Here is a 4,181-nt window from a genome sequence, read left to right on the forward strand (position 1 = left end):
GAGGTCGACGCCGAGGGCCCACTCGAGGTCGCCACCCGGACCGTGGTCGGACCGGCCGGTGCCACCGGACACCAGCCGCAGCGCCTCGACCGGGAGGCCGCCCAGCCAGCCCAGCGACTCCGGCAGGTACGGCAGCCCGGCGCTGAACCGGTCGCGGACGCGGCCCCGCAGCCATTCGGTCAGCAACGGTCGCAGACCCGGCGTGTCGGTCACCCGGCGCAGCGTCTGCGACTCGTTGTCGAGTCGGGCCAGCCCTCGGCGCAGGGCCCCGGTGAACCGGTCGTCGCCGGCCACCGCGAGCAGGTCCCGCTCTCCCCCGGCCTTGACCCACTGCGCCAGGTCCAGGACGTCGCGCTTTTGCGGCGCGGCCACCGGCAGGTCGAGGGCGAGCAGCAGGTCGAGCAGGTCCAGGTCGCCGTCGGCGGCGAGGGTCTCGTTGCTGTCGGCCAGTTCGGCGCGCAGCCGGTCGGCCATCCGTTCGACCAGCGGGTACAGCGCAGGCAGCCGAAGGGGGCGGTAGCCGGAGGCGGCCCGGCCGAGGAAGCGGCGCAGCCACCCCGTGGCCCCGTCGCGGGGTCGGGCCGCGGCCGGCACGTCGGCGTCGGACAGTCCGGCGAGCGCGCCGGTGTCGGTCAACAGGGCCAGCCAGGGGACCAGGTTGTCCGGTTCGGTGGGCATCAGGTCGAGCAGGCTGCCGCGAATCGCCGGGTCGCGGCCGGCCAGCGCCGTCACCGCCGGCCGATGCGCCTTCCACCAACCGGCCGGCGCCTCGGCGGCGGCGGGCAGTCTGAGCAACTCGGTCAGGTAGGCCGCCACCCGGTCGGCGGCAGCGGCGTCGGCCCTGCCGGCGGCCCGGACCAGTCGGTTGACCGCGGTGGCCGACTGGGTGGACGGCGCCACACCGGCGCTCGCGGCGCGCAGCGCCAGCCGGCAGAACCGGTCCAGTGCCTCCTGGGCCGGCAACTGGGCGGACAGCTCCCTCGCGTAGCCGGCCAACGCCGCCCCGGACACCACCCTGGCGGACGCGAACTCCAGGTAGACCTGATCCAGCCGGGTCAGGTCGATCGGCAGGCCGTGCTGCGCCTCCGCGCGGCGCGCCTTGTTGAACAGTTGCGTCGCGTAGGTGTCCTGCCCGGCGGCCAGGAACTCCCGCGCCGCCTGCTCGAAGAACGTCGGCAGGACGTGCGGCAGCATACGGGCGAACCGGTCGGCGACGGCCAGGTACCCGTCCAGTGCGGCCTTCGGCCGCGACCGTGCCTGCTTGGCGAGCTTGCGCAGTTCCGGCACCACCGCCAGGACGTGCCGGCCATCGGCGGGGTGGTGGACCAGTACCCACTCGGGGAAGGCCAACGGACGGCGGGGGCCGAGCCCGACGACGGCCGGCTCGGCGGCCGGGGCCAGGCCGAGATAGCTGACGGCGATGTCCTCGCACTCGCCGAGGGCGGCGTCGACCAGCCGGACCACCGGCCGGTCGTCGAGGGCCGGGTGCCGGTAGCTGCGGGCGGTCAGCGGCACCGCCCGGTCGCCGGCCCCGGCGGCACCGGTCGGCAGCACCGCTCCGGCGGCCAGCAGGCTCTCCACCGGCTCCTGGGCCGTGATGGTCGTCCCGGTCATGCCGTCCTCCCCGTGGTGGTCACGGCGCCCGACAGGGCCGCCGCCATCCGCATCCCCTCCGACCAGGCCACCGGCCCCACCTCGGCCAGTCGCAGGGTCGGCCCATCCACGACCGCCCAGGAAAGGGCACCGAGGGTGGCCTCGGGAGTCCCAGTAGTCCTCGTCGAAGCCCAGGGCGGCCTCGACCGTGCGGCCGTCCTCCCAGACCCCGACACCCTGACCTGGGCGCCGGAGACCCGGAAACCCGAACGTGGCGGCCCCGGACTGCCAGCCGGTTGGGCACCCGCGTGCCACTGAAGTCGGTGACCGTGGTGTCCCGGTCGGTCAGGGTGGCGGGCCGGTCCCAGATGCCCCGGTGCAGTTGCTCGATGCGCTGGGTGATGTCCAGTTCGTCGGCGAACTCGCGCAGGTCGGCCAGGGCGGGCAGGTGCGCCGGATGGGGCAGCCTGGCGCTGGTCGGCGAGAGCAGAACGGTCTCCCCGTCGAGGTCGACCATCCGCAGGTCACCGCTGTCGGTGACGTCCCGGAGGAAGCCCGGCGCGGCGGGGTCGTCCCCGAGCACCACGAGGTCGCGGAGCGCGTCCCGCCAGGCGGGATCCGGCCAGACCCGGGCCAGCAGCGCGGTCGGCACCGGCAGCGAGGACACCACCCAGGCGTCGACCCGGGCCAGGCACTCGGCGGCGTGCCGGTCCAGCCACTGGGCGAGCTGCCGCAACCGGTCCACCTCGGGGTTGTCCCGCAACGCCTTCGGCAGGGTCCTCAGCGGACGCCCGGTGGCCCGTGGGCCGGCCGACCGGGCCGCCACCTTCCCGTCCACGAGGGAGATCTCGTACGAGTCTCCCACCGATAGCCAGCCCATCAGGAAGCACCCTCCGCAGTGGCGGAATCACCAGATTCCACATGAAACCCGCCATGATCGGCGACGCACGGAGGCTAACAGTAGCGAGCGACAAGATCGCTGGGATGGGCCGGGAGACGGCGCCGGACCCCGTACGGGGCGGCACCGGGTGCGCCGGCCAGCCGGGCGAACGGGCCCCGGCGGCCAGCAGGACCGCCGGGGCCTCGCAATCCATGCGCCGGCCACCGTCGAGCACCAGCACCACATCGGCGTCGGCGTCGGCGACCGTCGACAGCCGGTGCGCGATGACCACCCGGGTCGTCGGCAGCGCCCGCAGGCCGGCCCCGGCCGTCGCCTCGGTCACCGTGCCCGGCGCGGTCGGCCGCACCGGGCTGGCCGCCCGCCGGGCCCGTCCGCCGGTCACCACCGCGGCGAAGCGTGGTGACCGGCGGACGGGGTGTGCAGGTGGCGCCGCCGGGTCAGCGGTAGCCGGCGGCCACCACGTTGGCCTGCACCGCGTTTTCGGTCGCGTCGGACGGATAGCCGGCGACCATGGCCCCCTCGTAGAAGGTGCCGGCGCTCAGGTTCGCGCCGCCGTCGGGCTTGCAGCAGTCCCCGCCGCTGCCCAGGATGATGGCTCCCTGCTTCTTCATCGGGCTGTACCCCGGCGGAAGCGCGCCGTCCCAGAGCGTGTACAGGCTGCCCGACTGGGCGTTGCTGCCCTTGATCGCGAAGCGCGTCGTGCCGTTGTTCTTCAGCGTCGCGGTGACGAACTTGCTGGTGAACGACCGCTGGTTGGGGTTCCAGGAGCTGCTTCCGCCGGGGAACAGCCCCCATTCGAGGTCCGCCTGCACCCACGGGCCGGTGCCGGAGCAGCCGCCGAACCAACACTGGGTGCTGAAGTTGATGGCGTCCATCGCCCCGGCGGCGTCGGCCTTCCTCGTCGTCTCGCTGTTGCCGTAGTCGAAGCAGCAGCCGTTGTTGACGTGGGTGCCGCTGGTGACCATGTACATGCCCTCGGGCGCGGCACCGGTCGGCACGCCGGTCAGGTGGCCGTCCCGCCAGTAGCTGTTACCGGGGTTGATGTAGAGCGAGTACGCCTTCGCGCCGCCCACCGTGAGCGACTCCGAGGTCGCGATCGCCGGCTTGCTCTGCGGCGAGCCCGGCACCACGCTCGATCCCTGGTACCAGAGGTCGTTGCCCCGCCCGGACTGGTCGAACACGACCGTGATCACGCAGGTCGTGCCCGCACAGAACGAGTCCTGCGTCGCCGCGTTGGCGGTGCCGCCCGCGCTCAACACGCCGATGTTGCGGGTCGTGTTGTCCGACGAGCGCCGGACCTGGTACAGGTTGCCGTTGTATGCCGCGAAGAGCGCCCGCGTGGTGCTGTGCGCCGCCACGCACGGGGTGCCGCCGGAGGCGTAGATGTCGCACGGGAGCGCGCCGCTCGGCGGCGGGGTAGTCGGCGGCGGCGTGCTCGGCGGCGGGGTGCTCGGCGGAGCGCTCGGCGAGGTCCACTGCTGGTTGGTGCCGCCGTGGCACGTCCAGAGGTGGACCCTGGTGCCGTTCGCGGTGCCGTTGCCGCTGGCGTCGAGGCACAGCCCGGAGTGCACCCCGGTGATGGTGCCGTTGGCGTTGACGTTCCACTGCTGGTTGGTCTGGCCGTTGCAGTCCCAGATGATCGCCAGGGTGCCGTTGGCGGTGCCCCGGCCGGAGGCGTCCAGGCACT

At 73.9% G+C, this 4,181-nt stretch carries 3 protein-coding genes; all 3 read right to left on the reverse strand.

Features of this window, described 5'->3' with window-relative positions:
• On the reverse strand, positions 1-1,614 hold a 1,614-nt coding region (locus tag MCAG_RS03525), incomplete at its 3' end, for a hypothetical protein (protein ID WP_007071599.1).
• 19 nt (positions 1,615-1,633) lie between these two features.
• A complete protein-coding gene (locus tag MCAG_RS03530; RefSeq protein ID WP_007071600.1) occupies positions 1,634-2,473 on the reverse strand; it encodes a DUF4132 domain-containing protein in 840 nt (279 codons plus the stop codon).
• Between the two features lie 458 nt (positions 2,474-2,931).
• Positions 2,932-4,181: arabinofuranosidase catalytic domain-containing protein (locus MCAG_RS03535; protein ID WP_083802174.1), on the reverse strand; the 1,250-nt coding region annotated here is incomplete at its 5' end.

The organism is Micromonospora sp. ATCC 39149 (assembly GCF_000158815.1).
Classification (GTDB): domain Bacteria; phylum Actinomycetota; class Actinomycetes; order Mycobacteriales; family Micromonosporaceae; genus Micromonospora.